Here is a 25,572-nt window from a genome sequence, read left to right on the forward strand (position 1 = left end):
TGCGGTCCTGCGACTGATGCGCATGACGTCAATTAAGGACTATAGTTAATGAGTTCCATTTTCATTACTTGAGGCTTCTGGGTACTCCCCAATCGCTCAGATCCTCACCTCCAGCCGACGCAAGAATTCAATCGTGCCTATACATTCGATGGCAAAGTGTGACGCGACATCTGGAATTTTCACCTTTTTCTTGCCCCCAGGCGCTGGAACCTCGATCGTAACAATCGCCCTTTTATACCTATAGGCCGCTGCAACAAGCCAAGAATCCGCGCACTCAAGAAACTCATCTACAGCCGGCGAGTTGTATTTAGGGTGACGATCTTCCTCTACCCATTGAGCCACTTCTGCATAAACAGCAAAGTCGCCCTCATCGATCTGCACGACCTGATCCTGCTTTAGATGTTGTTCATACCAAGCCAAGCTAGGGTGTTTCCACGCCCTTAATTCTTTGTCGACTTCCTCGTGGAAAAAGACCAATTCTGAAAACAGCGTAGTTTCTAGCGCTTTCCATAAAGATGGGAACACATCCTCGGGGTACAAGGTCGCAAGCTCGCCCAAGAAATTCGTATCAACGAGGTACATCCTCCACTCCACTTCTTAGGTGCTCAGGTTCCGCGTCTCGACCAACTTCATGAATGACTCATAATTGGCAGCTCCTAAGTATCGAGCAGCATCGCGTTGGGAAATTTGACCGTTTTCAGCAGCTTGCGTGACCGTATCGTAGAACCTTCCTCCGACACGCGCCCTAACAAGCACGTGGTGCGGCGGCGCCCCACCTGAATCTTTTCGGGAATCCCGTGGATCTCCTTTTATAAGGGGCAGAACCTCGTTGGCTTCTTCTTGGCTACATAACTTGAGCTCTACGAGACGCCACAACATTGCTTCTCTACTCATTCCGAAACGCTGACCCAGGTTTTTAACTTCCTCCATTAAAAGCCTGCCGGAATTATGCTCATTTTTCACAGCGCCGGCAGGCACTATGAATTCAGCAGCAAACTTGTTGCACCAACGCTCCACCTCAACGTTTTTAGAGTGGTCGGAAAGGCCTGGCGTCGCCGAGACAACATGTCCAAGTTCGTGGGCCAAGCTGAATAACTGGGCCGTCTTGGAATCCCGGGTGTTAATAAAAACAAGGCAGAAACCATCGTCCACGATTGTGAACCCACGGAACTCCTCAACTGCCAAGGGCCGTTTGGTTGAATTCTCCACAATGGAGTTCCGCGCAACTAGAATCCCGTTACTCTCCATGAGCGCGACGAGTGTTCGCACTTTATGGCTCCCTGCGATCGGCGAAAAAGCTTCAAGGCCGAGTGATTGCCGTGCCGCATTCGCCGCTGTTTCTGCTCCAGTTCCTTCGATTACGGAGGAAAGGAGCGAAGGAGGCTGGACACCTTCTCGCATTGCGTACTCCGAGTACCAAGCAAGCCTTTGTTGAGCTTTGGTGACTACTTCTTGTAGGTCCGGACTCAATTCATCAATTTCCGAATTGTTAACGGTGCGAAAATCAGGAAGCCCCACATCTTCACCAGTTGGCTCATCCAATAAAAGACGGCCGAAAGGAAGCCGCGCTGCCTTTGCTAGCGCGCGGGCTTGTGGGAGTGTCGGCTTCTCTTTTCCTTCAAGCCATTCTTCAAACTTGGGGAATTTCTTGGATAACTCGTTGTCGGTTAAGCCAGTTCGTCGCGTTGCCCACGTCAGCACCGAAGGCGAAATGGCAACTCGTGGTGAACTCATTACCATTTCCTCCTTCAAGGCGCTGACGTAGAACGCTTTTGCCGATGCGGTACCAGTGCGTCCTTAAGAAGAACTACAGTGCAGCGCCTGATCTCAAGGGTTCAAGATTGAACACCTTGTGACGCATTAGGGCCTGCCTTTAGCTTCCACCAAAAGCAATCTGCCCCGCGTAGCACCGACCCCTTACTGCGCAAACACAGTATTGACCGCGTACTGCGCCTGCTCCGGCGTGAACTTGTCTCCGTACTCGCTGGTCAGCTGATCATAGAGCCCATCGGGCGACATGCCGCTGAACTCGAGGTAGCTCTCAGCCGATTCCACAGCCTCAGCGTTCCAGTCTGCGCCCACATTATCGACGGCATACCGCGCAGCCTCCGGCGAAAACTTATCAGCATACTCACTGGTCAGCTGATCGTAGAGACCATCGTAGGAAAAACCAGAGAAGCTGAGGTAGTTCTCCGCGGAGCGCAGCGCCTGGCGGTACTCCATCGGAACATCTGCCCCCGCCGGAGCCTCAGCCTCAGCGCCGTCTTCTTCCTCTTGCGCGGGCTGGTCTGCAACGTTCTCACCGGCGATCACTTCCGACGATGCCACGCTTTCCTCACTTGTTGACGAGACCTGCTGTTCACTGTCGACACTGCAGGCCGTGGCACCAAACAGGACCATTACAGCCACAGCGATGCCGGCACCCTTCTTCAGCACAGGCTGTTTGTCGGTCTCTTGTGCGCCACCAAGATTAAAAGGACTGGACATAGTATTTCTCCTTGCGAGTAGATGTTCTGACTGACAAAAACACCGTATGAAACCCGTCTGACATCCAAAGCCCAATAATCGCACATACTTGCTAATGAAAACTATCTACGCTCCTATTCTGGCTACTCTTTCCGGTTGTTAAACTATTTCAGAAAGAGCAAGAGCAGCAAGGAAATCATGATTAGCGTAACCGAAAGACCAAATTTCAACCACGATTCGAGCGCCACAAGTCCAGGGATCGCCAGAACTACTGCAAAGACGGCCAACCACACTTGGACTTCCTCCCCTTTACGCGCCGCGCGGTCGCGCTCTTCCTGCTCTTGCGCTTCCAGGTTAAGGCGGTGGCCAGAGTAAAGGGAGGAATACACTTCCTGGCGCGTATCAAGTTCGTCAACAAAATCCTCGTACATGTCCTCCGCGCCTGTCGCAGTTCGCATCCCACGGAGCACCCTGGTGTCGGCTTCATATTTTGCTACGGAGTTGCGCCAGATTCGGTCGCGGAAGCGGACGAAGTCAGCTTGAACTTCCCGGAATTCGCTCATTTCTGCGGTGAGTTCCTCAAGCTCCTTCTTGCCGATTTCCTTGCCCTGAGTACGCTGATTCACGCTGGTGAACCGAAGCTCCCGAAGCTGAACACCCAAGGCCGTCAGCACGACGTGGGAGCGCATCACCAGCATGACCAAGTCAGTAAACCTGGTGGGCGCGAGGACGAAGAATTTGAAATCCCCGTTATCAGGGTGGTCACGACGAACAAGCGCAAACCCGTGTTCGTCAACCCAGGAACGCCAGTGAAGATACGGGTGCGTAGGCACAGTGGGCTTCGGCGCCGAGGTGAAATCTGGCGTGCCGGCCACAAAGTTGTCAGCACCGGAGGCCAGTGCCCACGCCCACACTGTTTCTTTTGGCCATGGGATTTCACACTCATCAGAGTTCGCGTACCCCTCCGTGGCCAGGGGCGGATAGTTTTTCACCTCACCATTGGGAACTACCACGACAGACCTCAACGTAGGCATCACGGGAAACTGCGCGTTTGGGCGCCTGGAGGCCGAGTTCAACGTGATGACATTCGAACGATTAATCGTGACCCGCAGATTATCCCCCGACTCAACGCCTTGCGGATTAACCGCATCACTCAGTGCACATTCAATTTCATTCGACACTTTGTCCAGGACGCGATACTCCGTCAGCTCCACCAAATCCGCGGCCGAATCACTGTCACCCGAATCGGTCCACAGGTAGTTCCGCCGACGTTGCAACGCTTGAGACGTAGATTCCAGCACAAGGTCGGAAGCATTTTCCAGAGCGAGCGTAACGACGATAAAACGGTTGAAAATGTCACCACTGTCAGTGCCTGGGTCTTTAAATTCTGCTAGCTCCAAACTCACCACTCGGAGGCTGCCGTCGCGCGCCTGCATCGCTTCCTCACGGGTCACACGCTCACTACTAGGCGCGTTAGCACCCCGCGCCTTGAGACCATAAAGTTGCCATGCCACGTCGGCCGCGCGCTCCGTGCGCGAGTACGTAATGTTATAAAAGCGCGCACATTGTCGCACCTCTTCAAGCGATTGCTTTTTCGCTTGCTTCGATGCGTGCGAGGCCCCAACTATCTCCTCATGGATGATGTCTTCGTCCGCCGCCACAGCGCCCAAAGTCTCTTCGAGAATTCCGTTATAACGCCGTCGCGCCGACTCATACAGCGCCTTAGGCATAAATTCGGATACCCCTTCACGGCAGCCCTCTTTACGCACCCCTTCTTCGTCTGGCGGATTAATCCACAGCCCCGTCTCCCCGCACTTGTACGGCATCGACAACTGACGAATTCCTTGTGCCCTGCCTCGACCAAACCCAGCTTCCCGCAGCGCACCCTCATCGAAAAACTCCGCATTCTGCAGTTCATCCGGCAGCTCGTTTTCCGGAATCGCATAGGTGAGCGTAAAAAGCGCAATCCTCCACTGCGGAAGCTGGCCATCCTCTACCGAGTAATTTTCTGGAAGATGACTTACTTCGCCCCAGCTTTCATAATTGGGTGTCGACTTTCCGTCCGATTGAGCCATGATTGGTTCCACCTCTCGCCGCAAAAGCGCTTTCCGCGTCACACTAGTTCCTTGACGGAGTATCCGCAGCGCGAAACTCTGTCAACGCTCAACCTAACCGGCCTCCATCCCGGTTCCGAGGAATCTGGGGACCGCTCCCCGCAACGGCTCACTAATTGTGGCAATCCACCAACCGGAGCCGCCGCTTATCGACGAGCCGACGGCCCTGAAGCATCTAGTTAGGGCAGAGTCACGCCTGGTAAAGACCAGCTTCCTCTGCGTCTTCTACGAGTAGGTCAAGAATTCTAACTTGCCGCTCTTTGTGCGCCTGCCGATACTCGACAAGGTCTGTTAGCAGTATCCGCCGATGACGACTTTCCGGCATCTTTTCATAAGGGATCCGGCCTTTCTCCAATAGCTTGATCAAGGTCGGTCGAGAAATCTCGAGAAAATCCGCTGCTTCTTGCGTAGTAAGCTTGGTGTCAATCGGGGTCAAAGTAATCGCACGCCCGTGCGCCATAGCGTCAACTACCCCCACAAGCACTTTGGATACCTGCTCCGGGATAGCAGTCTCATGACCATCTGGCCCTATTAAAACAGCGTCTCCGCAAGCACTCTCAAGGATGCCTGCCAACTCATGGAGCTGCTCCATATCGTCGGAGTCTGGAGGGAGTATTACCGCTTCTTTTCGATCATTATCAGATGTGGCAATCATAGTTACAGAACTCCACCTATTCGCAATAATCGAAATACGAGCAGGGGTAAACACTTTCTACCCCAGTTCCTTCTCCAGCTCCCGCCTCATCTCTGCAGTCGGCGGTGTCACCTTCAGTGGTATCCCCTCATCTGCAAACCAGTCCACAAGCTCCTCGAGCAACCACATCTTGTGTGATCTCAAATTCGCAAACACTGCCGGAAACCCTTTCCGGCGTGTCCATTTACGCACCTCGTCCCGATCCTTCCCGGTCAGCGCCGCCAGCTCAGGAACCGACACCACCCACGGCGAGACCCGCAGCACCCGAGCCCCACTCCCCCACACCACTTCCACAGTCCGCGCGACTACGTCTTCCGCAGACGCCGTCACCCGAATCCGATCGATCCCGTGCTCCCGCACTAACACAGCACCCTCGCTGGCCTCGACATATTCGGGATCAGCGGTGCCATCCTCTACGAAAATCTCAGCTGTAATCACGCCGCCCACCGTACGCGCTTAACGACGAGCACCTGCTCCAAATCCACCCACCCAAAGCTGGTCACCTCAAGCCATCAGTCAGTTGTACCCTCTCCCCAGCCTCCATCCTCAAAAATCGGCAGGAGGGAGAGTGAATCCGGCAGCCCTGCCAAAGGACACAACCACTGAGAGCATCAGAAAACCCGCGTTCTGCAAGGCTTCCCACACAGGAACTAGAACCTATCCTCCCTCACCCAGCGCGCTATTGACCCCTGTCGTCGTAGATCGTGTTCCAGTGGGGTCGTTTTCGGGCAATCAGTTTCGAAGCTTTTACACGCCCAATGCTCGGTTCCTTCCACAGCAGCGTCTCAAGCCGCCACAACGGTGATTCCGGGCCCGGTTGGAACGCATCTTTCAGCTGATCACCGAAGAAAGTCATAGCCAGCAGGTCGCCAACCTCATCGCGAAATGCTCCGGGGGTGCAGGAATGTTTACGCTTAAACATGAAACCGCGACAATGTCCTCAGCAATAAAGGCATTGGGCGAGGGATCTTGATCCCACCGGCCAAAGTACTCACCAGTGAACTGACCTTCCCGCGACAGTGCCAACCTCCGCCAGTAATACGCCCCGCAAATGGACGATGCCACGCTGCGTCATGCCTCCTGAGCTGATCTCCTCAAACCATTGACCGCACACCATCAACCCACGGCCCTACATTCATCGCACCGATCGCCGGCGCCGGGTCCGCAAACTCAACAGTAGAGTTCCGCCCAGCGCGGCATTCAGCCTGCAGTCAGTTCAAGTTCCCCGCCACAGAATCCCTGTAGCCACGCACGTCAGCCGGTACCATCGCCGATGCCCAGTCCATCCCCCACTCGGTCACGTACGCGTGGGTCCCAGTCATGGGCACAGCGTGGTAGACGAAACCGTGGTCCGCCATTCGATTGTTCGTGCAGTCACTCGGCTGCCACTGGTGCTCGGCCAGTGTCTCACGCTAGTCCAAGCCATAGTATCGAGCGTTTGCGGAGACTTCATCATTGCCAACGCGGGCAGCTCCTCGCGGGTGAGCTGGTAACGAGAGTACGTGCCATCACTAAAGGCCTGCGCGGCTCGTGCGGGTACAGCGCCAATGACGGGAAGTGTCGCAGCAAGAGCAAAATTTTTCATGGCCAGTGTCCTTCGTGAGCGGAGCATCTATGCTCTGGTTCTCCCACCGCACATAGCGCTCCGTATCCCGATCGCTTTACGACGATACCCTCGCCCCAGAGCAGCTCATTTACTTGTCTGCAGGTACCTGCATAATCTCGATTCCGTTCCCGCTAACCTTGGCTCCCTCCCTAGTCTCGTTGTGCCCAACCCACAGGTACTCCTCGGTCCCCATAAAGTAAAAGTCCGGAAAGTAAATCTGGTTTTCGTCCGCAAGCTTCTGTGCCTCTGGCGTGGTGTAATCCGCTGGGACCTCAACCATCCGAAATATTCCATCGCTCCCTACTCTGACCCCGACCGGCTTCCCGTCCTCTGAGAACGACGCGCAGAACAGCTCGTCTGCTGCCCCCCACGGGTCGTCACCTCACACTGGGCATCACCTGGCGCACCAATATCGTAAGTCCCGAACTGAGAGTCGCCCGATCTCTGAAACTCCTCCGGATCCAGCGACGGCAAAGCGCAACAGGTTTCTTCCGTCTGGCTGCACCCGCCGAGGCCCAAAGCTAACGCGAGAAGCCCAAGCATCCCCACGAACTTTCGTGCCATAACTTGGAGCATATCGCAGGTATCACTGTCTCGCGCAGCGTCTCCGCCACGGCCGACGTGTTTCGAAACCCCTAAACAGTCGGCAAAACACCGCTCACATAATGGCACTCATTTGAATTAGAGCGCCCCTGTCCTCTGAACTGCTGGCCCTATTTCATTTCTTTGTTCCCAAAGCAGTCCTGGGCCCCTCTTCAAATCTACAAGCCGATCGAGAAAACCGACATACTTTCCTCTACAATCATTAGCGAGATGGGGTTTCATTGTCGAGTCTCGAACCCCCTTCTCTTCATCAGTCTCCTCGACGGGTGAAAATTCCATTGGTCTGGTCGCCGATACTGACTGTCTGCGACCAGACCTCCTCTTTTCTTTTGCCGTACCCCGACCTCATGGCAGATTGCAGTCCCGTAGCACCTTCAGTGACAGCTGACAGATCAGTCGCCACATAGTTGGCACTTGTGGTGTGGCACCACAAACCATGAGCAAGAAAGAGACCTCGCAGTTGCCTTCGCCATCCACTGCGAACTGCCCTCCACAAAGAAGCCGATGACGGCCTAGCAAACCGCCCCCGGGTTGCTCGCTTCTTACCGGCCCAACATCATTGAGAACACAACCCAAGTATGAAGAAGGCCCCACCACCCTAGAACACTGTTCTAGGCCGGTGAGGCCGACTGTCAACCATGTCGCGACGGATGCTGTCAAGTATGTCCCGACTGATCACATGGTGGGGCCAGCGGGGCTCGAACCCGCGACCAATGGATTATGAGTCCACTGCTCTAACCGACTGAGCTATAGCCCCATCGCGTAAACGCGTCCACGTAATCATACCGGCCCTCCAATTCATTTTGAGAATCACCTTGACAGAGCCAAATCCAAGGACACACTTAAGCGCCGGAAAGCCCTTCTTACCTGGCGATTTGTAATTGCCCGAAGCTTAGGGCTAAAGTTACTAACCGTTGCACAGAGCAAGACAGCAACACAGCTATTCCCCTATAGCTCAGTTGGCAGAGCGTTCGACTGTTAATCGAAAGGTCACTGGTTCGAGCCCAGTTGGGGGAGCAAACACCCGGAACAGAAATGTTCCGGGATTTCGTCTTTCCAATAACAAGGACTTCCCGCAATGGCCAAGCCCACGGAACACGCGCAAAGTATTCCAACGCCCATCCTGCTCACCCTCGCCCTGTGCAGTGGCTTCTCCCCCTTTGCCATTGATACCTACATCGCCGGGCTTCCCGAAATCACCGAGGACCTCCAGACCACCGCATCACTCACCCAGGCGACACTGACAGGCTTCCTACTCGCACTGGGTCTCATGCAATTGGTCATTGGACCATGGTCTGATCAACTCGGACGGCGCAAGCTGATGCTGATCGGACTCTTCGGCGCTGCAGCAGCCTCAGTAGTATGCGCTCTGGCTCCCAATATTTGGGTCCTGATCGCGGCGCGTGTACTCCAAGGAGCTTTCGGCGCAGCCGGTGTGGTTTTGGCGCGTGCAGCCGTGGGCGACCTAGGGCAAGGCATTGGTGTGGCCAAAGCCTTTGCAATGCTAATGTCCATTCAGTCCTTAGCACCACTGGCAGCACCCATCGTCGGTGGGTTGATGATCCCCTCACTCGGCTGGCGCAGTGTCTTCTGGTTCCTAGCAGTGTTGGCCGGCATCATGTTCGTCAGCGTGCTGGTTATCGTTCCAGAAACTCTTCCAAAGGAGGAACGCAGCACAGGTGGCGTGCGGGCCTCCCTACGCGATGTGGGCACCCTTTTGAAGAAGCCGGCCTATATGGCTCCGCTGACTGTGTTTGTGGCTACGTTCGCGGTGATGTTTGCCTACATCGCAGCCTCGTCATTTGTGCTACAACGCATCGGAAGCTTGGGACAAGTGGGTTATTCCGTGGTGTTCACCGTCAACGCTTTAGGGTTTTTCGCCATGAATATGCTCAGCCGCGTGCTGGTTCCTAAAGTGGGGCCTACGCGACTGGTATGTGGTGGCGTGATCCTTACCGTGGTGTCAGTGGTGTGGCTGGCACTGGGAGTCTTCGCGTTTTCCACCGCGTCCTGGGCCATGATTCCAGGCTTCTTTGGGGTGGTGGCGGCCGCAGGCATCATCTTGCCTAACGCCTCGGCACTGTGCGTCGAAGCCTCCGCAGACCGTCGTGGCGCTGGTTCAGCGCTGATGGGCGCGGTGCAGTTCAGCTTCGCCGCGGTGATCGCCCCACTTACGGGGATTGGCGATGGCACCACAGCTGTGCCGATGCTCCTCGTGATGGTACTTGGGGCGGTGGCACAAGCATGGTTTCTGCGGACACTGCTGCGCCAACATAGCCAACTTTAGACTTCTGGAAAGATTCTACAATCGACACGAAGCGGTCGTATTTTGCGAGTTCGCACCTTACGCAGCAATAATCCCGAGCTAAGGCTATACAGCTAGATAAACGCAGCAATCACGCCCACACACGCCACCAGCAGCAATGGGACTTCGGCCATCCCCACATCGCGCGCAGTCCACTTCCGGCCAGAAGCAGCAGAACGCGGCAGCCACCAGGCGCGAAACAGCGCGATCACCATCGTCGCAACAGTAAAGAAAGTGGCCACCGCACCCGGTGTGCCCCACACCACCACAAGCACCACGAGGGCCAGCGCCACCGCATGATAGATCACCGAGACCCAGTACACGGTGATATTGCCGCGTTCGCGGATCATGGTTTTCACCATGGGAATCGTGCCCGAAAAATACAGCGCCAAGAAGATGGCCGCACCCCAGGCAGCAGGAACCACGTTGCCGATGGTGGTGTCCTGGCCACTCATGGCCAACACCGGCACAAGAAGAGCGGAGGCAATCGTCGTCGATACGCCCGAGACCATCGAGCGCGCCCTCCCCCTCAAGGTCTCCCACACGGCGATAGCTACCAGGGGGCCGAAGAACGCGGCCCACCACACCAACTGCGGCTGGGCAACCAGCGCCACGACGATCCCGACAAGAGAAACCGCACCGTGGACGAACACGGGCGGCGCATACTGCTTCTTCCGCTCAGGCGTTCGCGCCTTCGCCACAAGCCCGAAGGCAAAGAAGGCGAAGTAGCCGAAGAACCACGCCACCAGGATCGCGGGCACAGCGACGAAAGGATGCCAGGAAAGATCGTCGTCACGCACCATGGCGATGATCGCAGCGACAGTACCCAGCACGGCCGGCGCAATCAGCATCGCCCACGCCCCATGCTGGTTGGGCACCCACGGGCTGATGCCACGCTTCCGTTTCTTCGGCTTGGCACTGCTTAAGGCGACGCTCACGCAGACAACTCCTCTAATTATCAAACTTTTGGCGGATACCGCCTACTCTAACACCGCGACAGGGCCGACAGCGAGGTAGAGGGCAACGTCTGTATCATGGCAGCATGATTCAATTCGTCGTCGGAGCAGCTGCCGGGTATGTGCTCGGCACGAAAGCAGGCCGCAAACGCTACCACCAGATCAAGGACGCCACCGCCAAGGCCGTCAACTCGCCAGTGACCAAGCAGGTGGTGCGCTCCACCCGCAAGGCCCTGGCCGACCGCCTGGACCCCAACCCGCGCATGAAAGAGGTCAAGAACCTGCGCAAGGATACGGGTGGCGATCAGATCCTCGAACCCGACGAGGACTAGCTACTCCGCTAGTTGGGCCACGATCCCATCGAGGATGTCCTTCTCGCTGATCACAAAGCGATCGACGCCAGTGAGCTTCTCGATGCGCCCCATGATCTCCTCCACGATCACGCTGCCCGAACCAATCACATCCGCCCTCCCCGGATGAATCACCGGGTGCGCCGCGCGCGCATCCGACGGCGCCTCCACCAGCTGACGCGTAATCAACCGCAGCGCACCAAAATTGAGCTGGCTCATATGGATCTCGCGCGGATCATACTCCTCCAGCCCCTGGGCCAGCGCAGAAATCGTCGTAAAGGTCCCCGCGCACCCCACAAACGTCCGCGCCTTCGAAAACGGCACCAACACCGTCGTCTCATCCAGACGCTCATTGATGTAATCCCGCGCGATGTCCTGCTCGCTCGGCGTCGGCGGATCCGACAACATCATCCGCTCCGTCAACCGCACACAGCCCATCTGCGTCGAGTGCGCGCCCAGGATCTCGCCGTCGTGCGTGCCGACGATAAACTCTGTGGAACCGCCACCAAGATCGATCACGCAATATGGCCCCTGCGTATCCGGAATGTCATAGGTGGCGCCCCGGAAAGACAGGGCTGCCTCCTCTTCCCCACTGATCACCTCTGCCTGGGCGCCCGGCTGGATGCGACCCAGAAGTTCGGCGGTCATGTTGAAGAACTCGTCCCTGTTGGAGGCATCGCGGGTAGCGCTGGTGGCGACCATCCGCACCGTATGCACGTTCTCAAACTCCATCAGGTTGACGTAGCGCTCTAGGGCCTCGCGGGTGCGTTTGCGCGCCTGCGGGTTGAACTCCCCTGTGGCGTCCACGCCCTGACCTAGGCGAACGATCTCCATCTCACGCGCGATCTCTTTGTGCTCGGAGGTAGAGACGTCGCTGATCAGTAGGCGGATGGAGTTGGTGCCGCAGTCGACGGCCGCAACACGGGTCACAGCAGCTCCTCCCCCGTCGTCTCCTTCGTGTGCGCGTTGACGGCGTCCACGATTCCGAGGTCCTGCGCGGTGGGCCAGTCCTGCGGGATCGCGGTACCGCGCAGGGCTGGGGTGTGGTCGGCGGCCAGCGCTACCGCTTCGGTGCCGAGACGGAAGTGCTCTGGACCTTCGGCCAGCGCGTAGGCGATAAGAACGTGCAGACACTTCACACGATCCGGCATCCCGCCGCCCGAGAAGTCAGTCCCCAAATCCTCCAGCTTGTTCCGCTCTGCCAAGTAGTGCTGGTGGGCGGCCAGGTAATCGTCGGCAAGCGACTGATCCGTCGAAAGACGTGCTTCCATCCACTTCATCACCTGCGCCACCTCTAGGCGCGACGCCTCGGCGGTCAGGCGCGGATCCGTGAGGTAATACAGCGTGGGGAAAGGGGTGCCGTCCGGCAACTTCGGGGCCGTCTTCACCACGGCGGGCTGACCATCGGGGGTGCGATAAGAAATCTCCACCACCCCGCGGGCCGGGCGACCCAACTGCTCTTTGATTATGTCAAGATCTGCTTGCGCGACATTCATGCACGCTATTGTTCCACAGCGCTTGGTTCTTAGGGCTCTTGAGGTTCCTCAGCTGGTGCCCGCGGGATCTCCCCCTGAGGTGCGGCAGGGGCCTCGTCGATAAGCGACTCCGGATCCGCCAACGAATCCCACGCAACCTCAGCCCACGAACGCGGGGGCGGGGCGGCCGTATCGCGATCCGTAGTGACCGCCTGATCCTCATCCATGCGCGGATCGATGATGCGCCACGCGGTCTCCCCCGGCTCAATCATGCCCAAGCGGCGACGGGCCTCCTGCTTAATGTAGTCCTCATCGCTGTACTTATTGATGCCCTCGATCAGCTCATTGCGCTGCTGCTCCTTCGCCGCGATCGACTCATTGAGCCGCGCGATCTCGCTGCGGCCTTCGTAGTACGTGCGCATAGGCACCGCGATGGCGATCAGCACAACGAGCACCACCGCGATGATCACCGCGATGCCGATGTAATCGCCCTTCAGGGAAAAGGCGCGGGCCTGCTTCTTGCGCTGCTCCCTGTCCTCGCGCTGGGCGGCCTTGCGTGCATCACGGCTGGCGACCGGCACCTGGGTAGGCGTGCGGCCCAGACGGCGGCTGCGCGGGTTGCGCTCAGTGCGCGGGTTGCGTGATGCTGATGTGGACATAGTGACAGTTTAGTTTACGCGGTTGGTAGGTGCGGGGGCGGTTCGGCGCGCTGGGACCTCTTTCTTGCCAAACTGTTGGAGCTGAACTGTTGGATTAGGGACCAAAACTGCGGATCCGCACCAAAAATCCCCCTGATCCAACAGTTGAGCTTCAGCAGTTCAGAACCTGACAGGCGGACGCTTGTCGGGTCAACTTATGCGTGTCTTATCCTTTCTTTGGTACCGTGGGGCCACCCGAGCCTTACACGAAAGGAATTCAGTATGAACCGCAAGCTTATTTCCGGAATCGCAGCAAGCGCACTGGCCCTGGGCATTTTGGGCGTTCCGGCCGCCTACGCTTATGAACCCGGCAACGAGCCAGTGACCGAAGAAGAAATCGCACAGGGACTGGAGGAGATCTCTTTTGAGTCCTCCGACGGCACCTACGTCCTGCCAGGTCAGACCATCGAACTGACAGCTGACGCGGTTGGCGAAGGCATTCAGATCCGCAACGCCTACATCGAGACCGCACCCGGCGAGACCAGCGTAAAGTGGAATGTGAAGCGTTCCGTCAATGACGAGGGCCTCCCAGTACTCTCGATCACCGCACCGGCGGCACCTGAAGAGCAGTCTGGCGCTATCCAGGAGTACGGCGAGTACAAGGTGCACGTGCGCACCTCGAACTGGAACAGCTACTACTTCACTATCAACTTCGCACCTGAGCTGCCAGAGGTCGAAGAACCAGCCGAGGAGCCAGGCGTTGAACCTGGTGTTAACCTGTCCTCCGGATCTTCTACCCTACTGCCTACCCTGAGCAGCAAGCTTGAAGGCCTGCTCCCCTCCTTGGGCTCATCTTCCATCACGCTTGACCAGTAAACGGTTAAGCGGCTAAGCAAAACCGTCGCTCTTCGGCCTTATTGGTCTGGGGCGGCGGTTTTTTCGTGCTCGGACGTCGGGCGAGGCTGCAGCCGGTCAGCTGCTTGTAGCGGGTGAACGCTCTCCAGTGTGCAAACCGGTATAGTCCTCGGACCATACTGCAGGATGCCAAAAGGTTTTCAGTAAGTTAGTCGCACTATGCAGCGAGGACTATATCGGTTTGTGGAAAGGGGGTGGAAACGGGCCGGAAGCGACCCGGAAACAGACCGAGGAAGAGGAAAAGGACAGTGAAAGAAGAAAAGGCGAAACCGCCTGGCCGCACCGGAGAAGGTGGGTCAGGCGGTCGTCGTTAAGCGGGCGCTCGAAACTCGCGCCCGCGAAACGTGAGACTTAAGCCTTGAAGCGTGGGAACGCGGAGTAGCCAGCGTAGACAGCGGCCTCGCCGAGCTCCTGCTCGATGCGCAGCAGCTGGTTGTACTTGGCAACGCGCTCGGAACGAGCAGGCGCACCGGTCTTGATCTGGCCGCAGCCCCAAGCCACTGCGAGGTCGGCAATGGTGGTGTCCTCGGTCTCGCCGGAACGGTGGGACATCATGCAGCGGTAGCCGTTGCGGTGAGCCATGTCCACGGCGTCGAAGGTCTCGGTCAGGGTGCCGATCTGGTTGACCTTCACCAGCAGAGCGTTCGCGGCCTTCTTCTCGATGCCCTTGGCCAGGCGCTCAGGGTTGGTGACGAAGAAGTCATCGCCGACCAGCTGAACCTTGTCGCCCAACTTCTCGGTGATGGTGACGTAGCCGTCCCAGTCGTCCTCATCCAGTGGGTCCTCGATGGAGACGATTGGGTACTCGGCGACGAGTTCCTCGTAGACCTTGATCATCTCGTCTGGGCTGAGCTGGCCGCCCTCGAAGTTGTACTTGCCGTCCTCGTAGAACTCGGAGGAAGCGACGTCCAGCGCCAAGGCGATGTCCTTGCCTGGCTCGAAGCCGGACTTCTTGATCGCCTCGACGATGAGGTCCAGCGCCTCGCGGGTGGAGTCGACGGACGGTGCGAAGCCGCCCTCGTCGCCTAGACCGGTGGACAGGCCGCGGTCGGAGATAACCTTCTTGAGGTTGTGGTAGACCTCGGCGCCCATGCGCAGTGCCTCGGAGAAGGTCTCCGCGCCGATCGGGGCGATCATAAATTCCTGGACGTCCACGCCGGAGTCAGCGTGCTCGCCACCGTTAACGATGTTCATCATCGGAACAGGCAGAATGTGTGCGGTTGGGCCACCCAGGTAGCGGTACAGAGGCAGGCCTGCGGACTCCGCCGCTGCCTTCGCCACTGCCATGGACACGCCCAAGATAGCGTTCGCGCCCAGGCGGGACTTGTTGTCAGTGCCGTCGAGGGCGATCATGGCCTGGTCGATGGCGCGCTGGTCATCAGCCTCAAAGCCTGCGATCTCATCAGCGATCTCCTCGTTGACGTTCTCGACAGCCTTCAGGACACCCTTGCCCAAGTAGCGGTCGCCGCCGTCGCGCAGCTCGTGAGCCTCGTGCGCGCCGGTGGAAGCGCCGGATGGGACGCCGGCGAAGCCGGATGCGCCGTCGTCAAGAACAACGCCAGCCTCAACGGTGGGGTTACCGCGGGAGTCCATGATCTCGCGTGCGAATGCATGAATGATGTCAGCCACTGATTTGTCTCCTCAAAGACTAGAAATTTGTTTTCCGTACTCAATTGTTCCAGAAAACTGGGTTCGGCGGGTGCCTGAAGCCAATAATACCCTGTTGATGTGACTTTTATTACCAGAAACTATCGAACCGCCGGCTGCGGGATGGCATAAGCTGCGGCAGCGTCGCGCACCTTCACCACGTAGTCATTGGAATTGTTGTAGGACAAAATGGCCTGAGTCCAGTCCTCCGGCACGGAGAGGTCGCGGCCCCCGGAACACAAGAGGTTGGCGGCGGCCAGGGCGGCGTCGTCGATCTGCTGCGGTTCAGGCACGCCGTTGCCGTTGGCATCACGGCCGTACTTCTCAAAGGACTCAGGAATGAACTGCATCGGACCCACGGCGCGGTCGAATTCGGTATCACCGTCGAGGTGTCCCCCATCGGTGTCCTCGATGCGGGCGAAGCCGGGCGAGCCATCCAGGGCCGGGCCGACGATGGGTGGGGTGGCGTAACCGTTCGGGTCCAGCTTTCCGCGCGTAAGCGCATCGCCGGTATAGGTGCCGTGGCGGGTTTCCACCCAGCCGATCCCGGCCAGAGTGTTCCACACCAGGTTGCACTCCGGCCATGCCTCGCGGGCGATCAGCTCCGCGTTGCCGTAGGCGCGAAGAGCCTGGGGGTCCACGTAAGTTTCAGCCGCGATCGGCGAGGCCCAGTCTGCCAACAGGTCCGCGGTACGGCCGGGGCCGTGCACGTCGATAAGCGGCGGTGGCGTGCCGGCCTGCGGCGGAACATTGTCCGGTACGGGCTGCCACGAACGGACGGCAGCGCCGGGGCGTAGCGCGCTGAGGACCCAGCCGACTAGCACGACTACCAGCACGATCGCCAAGACGACAGCAATAACTCCGGCGCAGCCGCAGCCCGCCGTTACCCGCCTTGTCCGATCAGTCATGAGGGCCGATCATACAGCACCACTTTTGGCATTCCGACATGACCAGAACCTACCCCCGATCATGTCAGTTCCACCCCAAGAGCACCACGAATCACTTGCGTTGTTATATGATTGCTCCAACCTAACCAAAAACATCGAAAGGAACGGTATATGGCACGAAAAACCCGCATCACCGCGGCCGCAGCTGCAGCGGCACTCACCGTCGGGCTCGCTGCCCCGGCGGGCGCACAGACCAACCTGCTCGGTCTGATCAGCACCATCAACGCCGGCGTCGAAACCGCAGACTGCGGCGCCCTCGGTGCAGCCCTGCGCGGCATCGGGCTTGTCGACGACACCACCACCCGTGGCGGCCTCGTCGAAAAGCTGCACAAAGCAGCCAGTGACGACGCATCACTGAAGCTTATCTCCGCCCCCACCATCAACGCCGTGGGCGACCGTGCCTTGGAATGCAAGATCGTCAAGGCCGACCCTGTCACCCCAGCCAACCAGGCAGTTGCCCTCTCCTCACAACTGTCCTCCCAGGCTGGCCTGCCGGAGATCCGCAACCTGCTACCAGCGCTCGGTCTCTAAACTGATTTACCTGCAACGTGGCCCCCGAGATCCTTCTCCTCGGGGGTTTACTCTTTGCGCTTCCCCTCCTGCCACAGCCGGTCCTGCGTCTCCTCATCCACGATGCCCGTGGACCCATCAAATAGATAAGGCGAACGCGAACGCATCTTATTAGTAAAGGCCTCTGCCACATCACCGAAGGCGAAGGCGCCTCGTCGAGAAGCGATCTCCGCGTGGAACAGCACCTGCAGAAGCACATCGCCTAGCTCTTTGCACAGTTGATCGTCGTCAAGCCCGCGCTCGACCGCCTCAATAAACTCCCCCACCTCTTCGCGCAAATAAGGCAGAAGCGACTCGTGCGTCTGCGCGATCTCCCACGCGCCCCGATCGCGGGCGTGGCGCATCGTCTCCACGGCCTCCTGCACCCGATCATTAAGACTAGGAACCTCGATGATCGCCTCCCCGCGCGCCCGACGCTGCGCCACCTCCGGCGCCCGCGGATCCGTCGTGAGCAGCGTGCCCCACCCCGTCAACGACACCCGCGTCGGCACATCCTGCAACGCCCAACGCACCGACACCGGCACCTCCCCCGTGCACTCCACAGGCGACTCCAACTGGCTCACCACACCCAACGGAACCTGATCGGGCCAACGCGGATCTAGCACAATAACCGTCATGCAGATCATCATATGCCTAAGCTAGATACCATGATTCAACCGCTCAACGAAGCCGCGGCAAAGCAGGCAATCCGCCGGGGAATGGACGAAGACCTCCACTACGGCCCCGACATCACATCCATCGCAACCGTCGCCGACGACGCCCGCGCCGTCGCCGAAATCAGGTCGCGCGAGCCCGGCGTGCTGGCGGGGCTCGATGTGGTCGCGTGGACCTTGGAGACGCAGACCAACGCCTTTGAAGTAGAGAGGCTTATCGACGACGGCGTGGCCGTGGGCCCGGGCGATGTTGTTGCGCGGATTGCTGCGCCTACACGGGAGCTGCTCACCTGCGAGCGCACGTTCCTGAATTTGTTGGGGCACATGAGCGGCATCGCCACTGCCACCCGGGACTGGGTCGGCGAGCTGGCCGGCACCCGCGCGCGCGTACGGGACTCCCGCAAAACCCTGCCTGGCATGCGCGAGCTGGACAAATACGCGGTGCGGTGTGGCGGCGGCGTGAACCACAGGATGGGGCTTGGCGACGAGGCACTGATCAAAGACAATCACGTGGTCGCGGCCGGATCTGTCGTTGCTGCCTTCCTGGCGGTGAAGGAAAAGTATCCTGACGTGTTCTGCGAAGTGGAGGTAGACACCTTCGAGCAGTTCGAATCCCTGCTGGAATATGAGCCTGAGATGATCCTGCTGGACAACTTCACTGTGGAGGAGGTGGCGCGCGCCGTGGAGGTGCGCGATGCGCGGGCCCCTGAGCTACTGCTGGAGGCCTCTGGCGGGCTGACTATTGATGTTGCCGTTGTTTATGCGGCTACCGGGGTTGATTTTCTGGCCGTGGGCGCACTGACGCACTCCGCTGTGGTGCTGGACCTGGGGCTGGATTTTCTTGAGCAGTAGGGCTGCGGTCGATGGATCTTGCTAAAAGGCGGGTTTTGGGCCTGGTTTTGCAAGATTCATCGACCGCGGGGAGGGGGTCAAAACTGGAAATGGCGGGGCAGCGGGCGCAGAGGCTCGGGGTAAGAGTGCACGGCGCGCTCCACCATCCTGATGAAGGGGCAACTACCCTGTGCATCCGGCTTCATATCGGCCCACTTCGCGCGCCTGATCACAAAACCGCAGTTCTGGATCAGGTGCTCCCGGATCCTCTCCTGAACCACGGTGTCAACAGGGTCTTTGCCATAGACCATCGTGTACTTTGAGCGTCCATCCAGCTCCAGCACGAGGAAGCCGTTGATTAGGATGTCGGCATAATAGGTGACTAGCTGCCCGGTCTCGGTAATAATGGTGATCTTAACCTCATACTCAATGCTATGAATCCAGGGAAAGTTGCCGGTCAGCAGGCGATACCTTCCCACCGACTCTAAAGGGCTGCGCGTGGAGGCCTCACTCATTAAGATCATCTCCCTCAACCCCGGCACCCCGCTATGAGAGGGGTAATCGTCGGCAAGCGATAAAAAGCGTTCCTCGGTGATCTGGGGGCTGCGGGCGCGCAGCGAGTCAAGGACGACGAGGGAGTCGAGGTCGCCGTAGAGTTTCTGGATGTGCAGCAGCGTGGGAAACAGCGGGGCGAGCCTAAAGCCGTTCAGTATTTTGACCTGGCTGGTTGAGATGAAGCCGGTGGTATAGCGCCTGCTGTGCTTCCAGCGCGAGCGGGCGGGGGCGTTGACGCCGTCGGGGTGGATGAGGTCGAGGGTTGTGAGCGGCGTGTAAGTTTTTAGGCCGCGGATCCGGGCGCCGGCGAGGCCTGTGATCGCGGCGGAGCGGAGTCCGCGGTAGTTTGCTGTGATGAATTGCAGCTCGGCTGTGCTGAGTGTGCCGTCTGGATTGCCGTAAATGGGTGTTAGCGTTTGTGTTTTCATACACACAGCATGAGGCACGGCGCGCGGGGCCGCAGACAGCCCTAAAAAACCTGTGGATAACTCGGAGTTGTCCACAAAACTCATAGGCGCGGTCGATGGATCTTGTTAAAAGGCGGGTTTTGGGCCTGTTTTTGGAAGATTCATCGACCGTAACCGAAGGCTAGTTCCTGAAGGCGCGGTCGTTGAGCTCCCGGCGCGCCTGCTCCAGCGCCACCAGGTCGGAGAAGAGGGAGTTGTAGGCCATCTCGTCGTCGCTGGGCCGCATGCGCTGCAGCTGGGATTTCAGCTGGGCGATCTGGTCCCCCACCCGGGCTTCCTGCAGTCGGGAGAGCACGGAGTCGGTGTAAATCTCCAGGTCATCGGCGTGAATGGGCTCCACGGCCAGCTCGGAGACGAGGTTGCGGCCGGCCAGGTCAAACATCTCGGCGGCGACGGTGGCCAGCCAGCTCGGCCCGCCCTCACCCGCGGCCGCGGCCCCACCGGCGCGCCCGATGGCCTCGCGCACCAGGGAGTAGGCGTGGTTGGAGAAGGCGTCCGGGTTGATGCCGTCGAAGTAGTCGCCGGCCAGCTGCGGGTATTGCAAGGCCAGCTTGAGGGCTTCGCGCTGGGGCCACAGGACGGGGTCGTCTGGGTCGGGAGCCACCAGGGAGGCAGGCTCGACGCCGCTAGCTTCCTCGGTGTCGCGGCGCACGATAATACGGTCGCGCTTCTGGGTGGGGTTTTTCGCTTCTCGACGAACCTGCTCCAGCACTTCTACGGGGTCCCAACCCACCCAGCCGGCCAGTTGGCGGGCGTACTCGGACTGCAGCGCGTTGTCCCTGATGCCGGCGACAACGGGGACGGTGCGGCGCAGCGCCTGCAGACGGGACTCGGCGGTGTCCAAAGGATAATCAGAAAGCAAAGAGTCGATGACGAACTCGAACATCGGCACCCGATTGGCCACCAGGTCGCGCACGGCTGAGTCGCCGCGCTCCAGCCGCAGGTCACAGGGGTCCATGCCATCAGGGGCGACGGCCACAAAAGACTGGCCGGTAAATTTCTGGTCGCCCTCAAAAGCGCGCATGGCGGCTTTCTGACCAGCTTCGTCCCCGTCAAAGGTGTAGATCAGCTCACCGCGGAAGTAATCGTCGTCAAGCATCAAACGCCGGATCATGGAAAGGTGATCGGCACCGAAAGCCGTGCCACAGGAGGCGACGGCGGTGGTGACCCCGGCGGCGTACATGGCCATCACGTCGGTGTAGCCCTCGACGACGACAGTCTGGTGCTGCGCGGCGATGTTCTTCTTGGCCAGGTCCAGGCCGAAGAGCACCTTGGACTTGTTGTACAACATGGTGTCCGAGGTGTTCATGTACTTGCCCATCTTGTCGTCCTCGAACAACTTGCGGGCGCCGAAGCCGATCACGTTGCCGGCCATATCTTTGATGGGCCACAGCAGGCGGCGGTGGAACTTGTCGATGGGACCGCGCCTGCCCATCGAGGACAGGCCCGCGTCGACAAGCTCCTTTGCCTCGAAGCCCTTGCGCAGCAGGTGCTTGGTCAGGGTGTCCCAGCCGCCGGGCGCGTAGCCGCATTCGAAGGTGTAGATGATGTCCTGGCCGAAGCCGCGCTTGAGCAGGAAGTCGCGGGCGGGTGCGGCGTCGGGGGTTTCTAGTTGCTCGCGGTAGAACTCGTGGGCGGCCTTGTTCGCGGCGATGAGGCGGGCGCGGGTGCCGGGCTTGACGTCGCGGGCGCCGGTGGATCCGCCCTGGTAGTTGATGTGGTAGCCGATGGTTTCGGCGACGGACTCCACGGCCTCGGGGAAGGTGAGGTGCTCCATTTCCATGAGGAAGGAGAAGACGTCGCCGCCTTTGCCGGTGGAAAAGCAGTGGTAGTAGCCGCGCGCTGGGCGGACGTGAAAAGAGGGGGTCTTCTCGTCCTTGAACGGAGAAAGCCCCTTCATCGAGTCATGCCCGGCCGGTTTGAGATGGACGTACTCCCCCACGATCTCCTCGATGTGGGCGCGCTCGCGGATCGCCTCGATATCCGAGTCCGGAATTCTGCCCTTAGCCATGTGCCCCATGGTATACCGCGCGTCAATTCGAAATCGGGGCGGCTGCCGTGCACAATGTTTGGCATGTCTCACCCCAATCGGAAGACGAACAAGGCGATCCCTACCCTGGTCACCGGTGTCGTCATCGTTGCTGCCGGCATCTTCGGCATTGACCTGGCTACGGATCAAGACGCAGAGCAGGCCACGTGCGCCGTCGCCGAACTTCCCGCGGAGGCCACCGACACCATCGCGGACATTTATGCCGGCGGGCCCTTCGACTACCCAGACAACGACGGCGCCCATTTCGGCAACTATGAGGGGCACCTTCCCGACGAAAGGTCGGACTTTTATCGCGAGTACACAGTGGAAACGCCCGGTTTGAATCATCGTGGGGCCCGGCGTATCGTCACCGGCGGAGACCCAGCCGACAATCCCGAGGTGGTCTACTACACCGATGACCACTATGAAACTTTCTGTGAGGTCAACGATGCATAACCGCCGCTTCAACCCCGTCCTCGTCACCAGCCCCGTGCGCACGCGCAGCGACCTCTTCGGCGCGCTAGCCAACGTGCTCTACCCCGCCGAGCGCCGCGCACCCACCAACCTCGACGGGCTAGCGGACCTCCTGCGCGAGACCCGAGTGCGGCGGGTGATCGTTTCGCATTGGGAGCTTAACGACGACGACAGCCGCCAACTTTCCCGCGTGTTCAAAGACGTGGGCGTGGAACTGGTGCGGTGAGCTGGGCTCACACCGTGAGCGTGAGGCCTAGCGTGCGGAACATGGTAAAAGGGTCTACACACTGCACCCCTACTTGCGCGGCAGCGTCAGGAATCAGGACGCGCCGTTTCGAGGCTGGGTTGCTTCGCTCGAAGGTGACAAGTGTCGCCTCCAGCTCAGCGGCCTGCGAAGTGATAAAAAGATCCGCGGACCGCGCGAATTCAGTTTGAGCCGAGGCGTAGAACTCCACGGGAGCGTACGCTGCCCAGTTGACCAAAGTGGCCATGTGATCCCAAGCATCTTGACCTGGGAGCCGCCACGCTTGAGTGGGGACTTCCTGCTTAGCCCACTCCGCCAGTTGATCGGTACCAGCCTTTAGCTCATCAAATACCGCTTGTACGCTGGCAATATTCTCAGAGTGTATCTGCTGCAAGAACCAGTCCCAGAAACCGGGAGCAAGATCGAACCCGTAATAGGTCCGAGCCGCGTTGATCATCACGTTGGCATCTACCAGGAACATGGTCAGTTGTCCTTGTTGTGCAGGAAGTTGGCGTAGGAATCGAACGAGCTCATCGACTTGATCCCCGTGAGGCTGAGGGCCTCGGTAGGCAGGATGGCTCCGGCAGCGAGCTCGTTGATGACGGCTCTGGAAAACGTCTCGCCGATGCGGAGCCGGCGGTTAAATCGAGAATCCCCACCGCCCTTTTTCTCGCGATCGTTGCGGGATTGGATGTCACGTAGCCTTTTCAGCTCTTCGCGATAGGTCACCGGAAAGTCTTGGAACAAGAAAATTTGGTGGTCCCGGAGAGCGAGAAGAATGACAAGCGTGCCGCATTTGTAGACGCGCGCCAGCTGTTCCAACAAGTCAACATTAAATTCCTTGCCGCGAACACGCTCGCGGAGATCATCGGCAGGTACCAGGAATTCAGAGGCTGTGTCGTTACACCATTTCTCGATCTCACTGCGCGGCGCAGACATACCGCGGTGGTTACCGATTCCCCCCGTCCCCAGCCAGACGTGGGCGAACTCATGGGCGAGAGTGAAAATTTGAGCGTTCAACGTTTGTTTCACTTCCCCCTTCTGATTCGAGTTGATAAAGACCAGGGGGGCTACTTCGTCGACAAGCGAAAAGCCGCGGAATTCAGTCGGATCAAGGGGCTTGTGCACGTTGTCCCCCACCATGGAATTCACGACGACGAGGCCCCCAAGCTCCTCGAACGCGGTGATGAGGGACGCGCGTGCATCACTGGTCGAACCCCGACGCTGGTCTACGTCCCAGTTCAAGGCATGGCACATGAGCGCGGCAGCACGTTTTGGCGGGAGGTCAGACGCCTCGCCGACGAAATCTAGCGCCCCGTGGCCAAGGTTCAGCTTGTACTCGCGAAACCAGTTTTGTCGCTGTTCGCATGTCAATAGCACTTGGCGAAGCTCGGCCGATGCCTCACCGTGCGCCTGTGTGCCCTCGCGGAAATCATTCGTGGAAAGTGGGAAATCTGGCTCCTGGTCAAGAAGGAAAAATCCAAAGGGGACACCTACCCGCGACGCAAACCTTTCGAGCTCGCGGAAAGTCGGCTGCTGCGTGCCCTCGAGCCACTCGATGAGATGCGGGGTCTTCTCGATCGCAGCATCAGGATCAGTAGCCTGATCAAGCGCCCACTGCACCATATGGGGTCTAGCTGGAACACGTGTCACCATGGCACTACTCCCCTCTCCGGCTGCTTAAAGCAAGTCTAAATCAAACTAGCCAAAGAAGCCGCTGAGCTCGCTGGAGCGCTTCGCGATGCGCTCCAGGCGCGACTCCGTCATCGACGCGATCTGGTCAACGATCACCCGCGCGCGCTGCTGGTCGGTCTCGGATTCCATCCACCACTGCTGGTAGATCGTGTCCAGGGAGCCCGGCGCGCCGGCGGTGAGGTAGTCGTGGACGCGGTTGATGCGTTCGCGCTGGCGGTCCTGGCGGGCTTTGTGGGCGTCCTGGTCCATCACGTAGAGTACGGCGATGGCTTTGAGGAGGGTAACTTCGGCGTTGGCTTCGGCGGGGATGATGAGGTCGCCGTGCATGCGGCCGAGGGTGCCCTGGCCGGATTCGAGGGTGGCGGTGGTGACGGCGCCGACGTAGCGGCCCACCAGCTCGCTGGTGAGTTTTTTCAGTTGGGTCCAGCCGCGCAGGGTGTAGTCATAGTCGGCGGCATCGGCGACGATCTGCAGGCCGCGCAGCCTGTCGGCGGCGTCCAGGAGTTCCTCGGCGGTGCCCCCGAAGGCGGCGGCCCCCTTGTCGGCGAGTTGCGCCAGCTCCACGAAGTCCCACAGCACCTTTAGGGTGATGCGCCCGGAGATGATGCCGTCTTCCACGTCGTGGACGGAGTAGGCGATGTCGTCGGAGAAGTCCATGACCTGGGCTTCCAGCGCTGGACGACGATCGGTGTGGCCTCCGCGGATCCACTCCAGAATGTGGGCGTCTTCGTCGTAGGCCGAGTATTTCCGGTTACGGCTCCCGTCCGGGTTGGTGGCCGGCCACGGGTATTTGCACGCCGCGTCGAGGGCTGCCCTGGTGAGGTTGAGTCCATAAGAGTGATCGTCGTAAAGCACCTTCGGCTCAAGGCGGGTGAGGATGCGCAAGGTCTGTGCGTTACCCTCGAAGCCGCCGGCGCTGGCGGCCAGGTCGTTGAGTGCGCGTTCGCCGTTGTGGCCGTAGGGCGGGTGGCCGATGTCGTGGGTGAGCCCGGCCATGTCGCACAAGTCTGGGTCCAGGCCCAGGCCGGAGCCGATGCCGCGCGCGATCTGCCCGACTTCCAGCGAGTGCGTCAGGCGGGTGCGCGGGGTGTCGCCGTCGCGTGGGCCCATGACCTGCGTCTTGTCCGCTAATCGACGAAGCGCCGCGCTGTGCAGAACGCGCGCCCGATCCCGCGAGAATACGCTGCGGTGATCGGCCTCTGTGTGCTCAAACAGGGACCCCTTCTCCCCTTCGGGGGCGAAGCGGGTGGCGTCGGCGGCTGAGTACTGGTAGGTCATAACAAACCCCAGCTTAGCTGGGAATTTCTGGTGCTCTGGGCGGACACAGCGGGCAGTCGG

28 protein-coding genes and 2 tRNA genes are annotated in these 25,572 nt (G+C 59.3%); 8 read left to right on the plus strand and 22 right to left on the minus strand.

The window, feature by feature from the left end; genetic code table 11:
* Nucleotides 1–96 precede the first annotated feature (96 nt).
* The 10 genes from B097_RS0101190 to B097_RS0101230 form a co-directional block, all read right to left on the minus strand.
* Complete coding sequence (locus tag B097_RS0101190) at nt 97–582, minus strand: DUF4411 family protein (RefSeq protein WP_018580707.1); 486 nt, start codon at nt 580–582, stop codon at nt 97–99.
* A 15-nt stretch (nt 583–597) separates the two neighbouring features.
* Nucleotides 598–1,734, minus strand: coding sequence for an ImmA/IrrE family metallo-endopeptidase (locus B097_RS0101195; protein WP_040429205.1), 1,137 nt, complete (start codon nt 1,732–1,734; stop codon nt 598–600).
* Nucleotides 1,735–1,917: 183 nt separating this feature from the next.
* Nucleotides 1,918–2,487 carry an Ltp family lipoprotein gene (locus B097_RS0101200; protein ID WP_018580709.1) on the minus strand — a complete coding sequence of 190 codons (570 nt, stop codon included), beginning with the start codon at nt 2,485–2,487 and terminating at the stop codon, nt 1,918–1,920.
* A gap of 143 nt (nt 2,488–2,630) precedes the next feature.
* Nucleotides 2,631–4,541 carry a hypothetical protein gene (locus B097_RS0101205; protein ID WP_147287055.1) on the minus strand — a complete coding sequence of 637 codons (1,911 nt, stop codon included), beginning with the start codon at nt 4,539–4,541 and terminating at the stop codon, nt 2,631–2,633.
* 229 nt (nt 4,542–4,770) lie between these two features.
* Nucleotides 4,771–5,235: a helix-turn-helix domain-containing protein gene (locus B097_RS0101210; protein ID WP_115324614.1), complete on the minus strand. Its 465-nt coding sequence runs from the start codon at nt 5,233–5,235 to the stop codon at nt 4,771–4,773.
* 57 nt (nt 5,236–5,292) lie between these two features.
* The gene (locus B097_RS0101215) at nt 5,293–5,712 is read right to left on the minus strand and encodes a hypothetical protein (RefSeq protein ID WP_147287058.1); all 420 of its coding nucleotides are present in this window, start codon (nt 5,710–5,712) and stop codon (nt 5,293–5,295) included.
* 241 nt (nt 5,713–5,953) lie between these two features.
* The gene (locus B097_RS13780) at nt 5,954–6,196 is read right to left on the minus strand and encodes a DUF6308 family protein (protein ID WP_018580713.1); all 243 of its coding nucleotides are present in this window, start codon (nt 6,194–6,196) and stop codon (nt 5,954–5,956) included.
* Entirely contained in the window at nt 6,127–6,339 is a 213-nt protein-coding gene (locus B097_RS13865; RefSeq protein ID WP_350339255.1) for a DUF6308 family protein, read from the minus strand. The genes B097_RS13780 and B097_RS13865 overlap by 70 nt, the downstream gene beginning before the upstream one ends.
* A gap of 629 nt (nt 6,340–6,968) precedes the next feature.
* The gene (locus tag B097_RS0101225; protein WP_018580714.1) at nt 6,969–7,160 is read right to left on the minus strand and encodes a hypothetical protein; all 192 of its coding nucleotides are present in this window, start codon (nt 7,158–7,160) and stop codon (nt 6,969–6,971) included.
* A 1,003-nt stretch (nt 7,161–8,163) separates the two neighbouring features.
* Nucleotides 8,164–8,240 (minus strand) — tRNA-Ile (locus tag B097_RS0101230).
* Between the two features lie 187 nt (nt 8,241–8,427).
* Between B097_RS0101230 and B097_RS0101235 the strand changes: the two genes are divergently transcribed.
* Nucleotides 8,428–8,500: transfer RNA gene (locus B097_RS0101235), tRNA-Asn, on the plus strand.
* Between the two features lie 61 nt (nt 8,501–8,561).
* Entirely contained in the window at nt 8,562–9,770 is a 1,209-nt protein-coding gene (locus tag B097_RS0101240) for a multidrug effflux MFS transporter (RefSeq protein ID WP_018580715.1), read from the plus strand.
* Between the two features lie 92 nt (nt 9,771–9,862).
* Here B097_RS0101240 and B097_RS0101245 read toward each other — a convergent pair whose 3' ends face one another.
* A complete protein-coding gene (locus B097_RS0101245) occupies nt 9,863–10,726 on the minus strand; it encodes a YwiC-like family protein (protein ID WP_018580716.1) in 864 nt (287 codons plus the stop codon).
* A gap of 104 nt (nt 10,727–10,830) precedes the next feature.
* Between B097_RS0101245 and B097_RS0101250 the strand changes: the two genes are divergently transcribed.
* Nucleotides 10,831–11,076 (plus strand): hypothetical protein, encoded by a 246-nt coding sequence (locus B097_RS0101250; RefSeq protein WP_018580717.1) that lies wholly within the window; start codon nt 10,831–10,833, stop codon nt 11,074–11,076.
* On the opposite strand, the gene B097_RS0101255 is transcribed toward B097_RS0101250, so the two are convergent.
* From B097_RS0101255 to B097_RS12265, 3 genes are read right to left on the minus strand one after another with little or no spacing between them, the layout of a single operon-like run.
* Nucleotides 11,077–12,024 carry a Ppx/GppA phosphatase family protein gene (locus B097_RS0101255; protein WP_018580718.1) on the minus strand — a complete coding sequence of 316 codons (948 nt, stop codon included), beginning with the start codon at nt 12,022–12,024 and terminating at the stop codon, nt 11,077–11,079.
* Nucleotides 12,021–12,590: a DUF501 domain-containing protein gene (locus tag B097_RS0101260; protein WP_018580719.1), complete on the minus strand. Its 570-nt coding sequence runs from the start codon at nt 12,588–12,590 to the stop codon at nt 12,021–12,023. Before B097_RS0101260 ends, B097_RS0101255 begins: the two co-directional genes overlap by 4 nt.
* A 29-nt stretch (nt 12,591–12,619) precedes the next feature.
* Nucleotides 12,620–13,228 (minus strand): septum formation initiator family protein, encoded by a 609-nt coding sequence (locus B097_RS12265; protein WP_018580720.1) that lies wholly within the window; start codon nt 13,226–13,228, stop codon nt 12,620–12,622.
* Nucleotides 13,229–13,489: 261 nt separating this feature from the next.
* Between B097_RS12265 and B097_RS0101270 the strand changes: the two genes are divergently transcribed.
* The gene (locus B097_RS0101270) at nt 13,490–14,083 is read left to right on the plus strand and encodes a hypothetical protein (protein ID WP_018580721.1); all 594 of its coding nucleotides are present in this window, start codon (nt 13,490–13,492) and stop codon (nt 14,081–14,083) included.
* A 390-nt stretch (nt 14,084–14,473) separates the two neighbouring features.
* Here the strand turns inward: B097_RS0101270 and eno are convergent, their stop codons facing one another.
* Both eno and B097_RS0101280 read right to left on the minus strand, forming a co-directional pair.
* Entirely contained in the window at nt 14,474–15,751 is a 1,278-nt protein-coding gene (gene eno, locus B097_RS0101275; protein WP_018580722.1) for a phosphopyruvate hydratase, read from the minus strand.
* A 119-nt stretch (nt 15,752–15,870) separates the two neighbouring features.
* Complete coding sequence (locus B097_RS0101280) at nt 15,871–16,677, minus strand: lysozyme family protein (RefSeq protein WP_051078006.1); 807 nt, start codon at nt 16,675–16,677, stop codon at nt 15,871–15,873.
* A 150-nt stretch (nt 16,678–16,827) separates the two neighbouring features.
* Between B097_RS0101280 and B097_RS0101285 the strand changes: the two genes are divergently transcribed.
* Complete coding sequence (locus B097_RS0101285; RefSeq protein ID WP_018580724.1) at nt 16,828–17,247, plus strand: hypothetical protein; 420 nt, start codon at nt 16,828–16,830, stop codon at nt 17,245–17,247.
* Nucleotides 17,248–17,294: 47 nt separating this feature from the next.
* On the opposite strand, the gene B097_RS0101290 is transcribed toward B097_RS0101285, so the two are convergent.
* Nucleotides 17,295–17,903 carry a MazG nucleotide pyrophosphohydrolase domain-containing protein gene (locus B097_RS0101290; protein ID WP_026254216.1) on the minus strand — a complete coding sequence of 203 codons (609 nt, stop codon included), beginning with the start codon at nt 17,901–17,903 and terminating at the stop codon, nt 17,295–17,297.
* 30 nt (nt 17,904–17,933) lie between these two features.
* Here B097_RS0101290 and nadC point away from each other — a divergent pair, with 30 nt between their 5' ends.
* A complete protein-coding gene (gene nadC, locus B097_RS0101295; protein WP_026254217.1) occupies nt 17,934–18,791 on the plus strand; it encodes a carboxylating nicotinate-nucleotide diphosphorylase in 858 nt (285 codons plus the stop codon).
* Nucleotides 18,792–18,868: 77 nt separating this feature from the next.
* On the opposite strand, the gene B097_RS0101300 is transcribed toward nadC, so the two are convergent.
* Nucleotides 18,869–19,753: a hypothetical protein gene (locus tag B097_RS0101300; protein ID WP_147287059.1), complete on the minus strand. Its 885-nt coding sequence runs from the start codon at nt 19,751–19,753 to the stop codon at nt 18,869–18,871.
* Nucleotides 19,754–19,913: 160 nt separating this feature from the next.
* Complete coding sequence (dnaG, locus tag B097_RS0101305) at nt 19,914–21,803, minus strand: DNA primase (protein ID WP_018580728.1); 1,890 nt, start codon at nt 21,801–21,803, stop codon at nt 19,914–19,916.
* Between the two features lie 63 nt (nt 21,804–21,866).
* On the opposite strand from dnaG, the gene B097_RS0101310 reads away from it, so the two are divergent.
* Together B097_RS0101310 and B097_RS0101315 are read left to right on the plus strand one after the other, a co-directional pair.
* Nucleotides 21,867–22,277, plus strand: a complete 411-nt coding sequence (locus B097_RS0101310; RefSeq protein WP_018580729.1) for a guanyl-specific ribonuclease — start codon at nt 21,867–21,869, stop codon at nt 22,275–22,277.
* Nucleotides 22,270–22,521, plus strand: a complete 252-nt coding sequence (locus tag B097_RS0101315) for a hypothetical protein (RefSeq protein WP_018580730.1) — start codon at nt 22,270–22,272, stop codon at nt 22,519–22,521. The genes B097_RS0101310 and B097_RS0101315 overlap by 8 nt, the downstream gene beginning before the upstream one ends.
* 7 nt (nt 22,522–22,528) lie before the next feature.
* Here the strand turns inward: B097_RS0101315 and B097_RS0101320 are convergent, their stop codons facing one another.
* Genes B097_RS0101320 through B097_RS0101330 form a run of 3 tightly spaced genes read right to left on the minus strand, consistent with a single transcriptional unit; the run spans nt 22,529 to nt 25,512 of the window.
* Nucleotides 22,529–23,020 (minus strand): DUF4411 family protein, encoded by a 492-nt coding sequence (locus tag B097_RS0101320; RefSeq protein WP_018580731.1) that lies wholly within the window; start codon nt 23,018–23,020, stop codon nt 22,529–22,531.
* A gap of 2 nt (nt 23,021–23,022) precedes the next feature.
* Nucleotides 23,023–24,195, minus strand: a complete 1,173-nt coding sequence (locus B097_RS0101325) for an ImmA/IrrE family metallo-endopeptidase (protein ID WP_081617975.1) — start codon at nt 24,193–24,195, stop codon at nt 23,023–23,025.
* 45 nt (nt 24,196–24,240) lie between these two features.
* A complete protein-coding gene (locus tag B097_RS0101330; protein ID WP_018580733.1) occupies nt 24,241–25,512 on the minus strand; it encodes a deoxyguanosinetriphosphate triphosphohydrolase in 1,272 nt (423 codons plus the stop codon).
* Nucleotides 25,513–25,572: the final 60 nt, after the last annotated feature.

Source organism: Corynebacterium pilosum DSM 20521 = CIP 103422 (assembly GCF_000373805.1).
GTDB lineage: Bacteria > Actinomycetota > Actinomycetes > Mycobacteriales > Mycobacteriaceae > Corynebacterium > Corynebacterium pilosum.